Source organism: Planococcus sp. APC 3906 (genome assembly GCF_030407685.1).
Classification (GTDB): Bacteria; Bacillota; Bacilli; order Bacillales_A; family Planococcaceae; genus Planococcus; species Planococcus koreensis.
The window spans coordinates 1-1,302 of the sequence record NZ_JASDCW010000070.1; the positions used below are offsets into that span (position 1 = coordinate 1).

The 1,302-nt window shown below is 46.2% G+C and carries 1 protein-coding gene; it reads left to right on the forward strand.

Features of this window, described 5'->3' with window-relative positions; translation table 11 throughout:
- Nucleotides 1-89: 89 nt before the first annotated feature.
- Nucleotides 90-1,264 (forward strand): IS3 family transposase gene (locus tag QMA09_RS17020; protein ID WP_290213993.1). Its coding sequence is split into 2 segments (ribosomal slippage): nt 90-387 and nt 387-1,264, totalling 1,176 coding nucleotides; the frame shifts between segments, so codons are not numbered across the junction.
- Nucleotides 1,265-1,302 lie beyond the last annotated feature (38 nt).

Here is a 1,302-nt window from a genome sequence, read left to right on the forward strand (position 1 = left end):
TTTTAGAGTGACCCAATAAAATGAGACAAGGAAAAAACACCCCCAGCGTCGTATGTAGTAACAACGACATGATGGAGGTGTTTTTCTGTATGGATTCAAAAAGAGGCTCGAAAAAGGGAACGACGAAACGATTCTATCCGGAGGAAATTAAACTCGAGGTTATCCAAATGAAACTCAGCGGCAATTACACCAATGCAGAAATCATGGAGATCCATCAGATCAAAAATAGATCGCAAATTAAAACCTGGATGAAATGGCACCGAGAAGGTGAATCCCATCGGCTCGCGCAGCCTGGCGGAAAACAATACAGCTACAATGCCGGGTTAAGTGAGTTGGAAGAATTGAAGAAAAAGGTGCTCTATTATGAAGTGAAGGAAGAATTGATGGGAAAGTATCGGGAGTTGGAAAGAAGGTGGAGCCCGCCCTCTTCCTAGAGCTTGTGGACTTTTTCAAAGACAAATATTCCGTCTCGCTGATCTGTAAATGCATGGGCGTCGCGCGTGCCACTTATTACCGTTGGCGCACGAAAAACTTTACGAAGACCGAACTGGAGGAAAAGGTCGTGGCGATCTGTGAACAGCTGAAGTTCCGGGTTGGTTACCGTACGGTAACTGGGTTATTGAAAAATGACGGCCTCCAAGTCGACCCGAAGACGGTGCAGCGCATCATGCAGAAATACAACACCCAGTGCCGGATCAAACCAAAACGAGCCAAAAAGATGAAGGGCGAAAGCCACTTGGTGGTGCCGAATCTCTTAGAACAGAATTTCAACGCAAGTGCGCCCAATCAAAAATGGGTGACGGATATTACGTACCTCCCCTTCGGGGAAAGCATGCTTTACCTGTCGACGATTCTGGACTTGTACAACAACGAAGTGATTGCTTATAAAGTCAGTGGCACACAAAATGCCCAGCTTGTTTTGGACACCTTGGAACTCGCTTGCCAGAAACGAAATACGGCAGGCACCATCGTGCACAGTGACCAAGGCGCCCAGTATACATCTCGCGCCTTCCAAGTGATGACAAGAGAAAACGGCATTATCACCAGCATGTCCCGCAAAGGAAACTGCTTTGATAATGCCGTCATCGAATCCTTCCACTCCTCGCTAAAGTCGGAAGAATTCTACCCCCTTGCAGGGGTACGTCTAACCAATGCCATTGTACAACAAAAAGTTGAAGATTACATGTATTATTACAACTACATACGACCGTTCCAAAAATTAAACTGCCACTCTCCGATTGAATATCGGACAATGGCAGCCTAGGTGTTTTTTCTGGTGTCTCAAATTAACGGGTCAGTCCA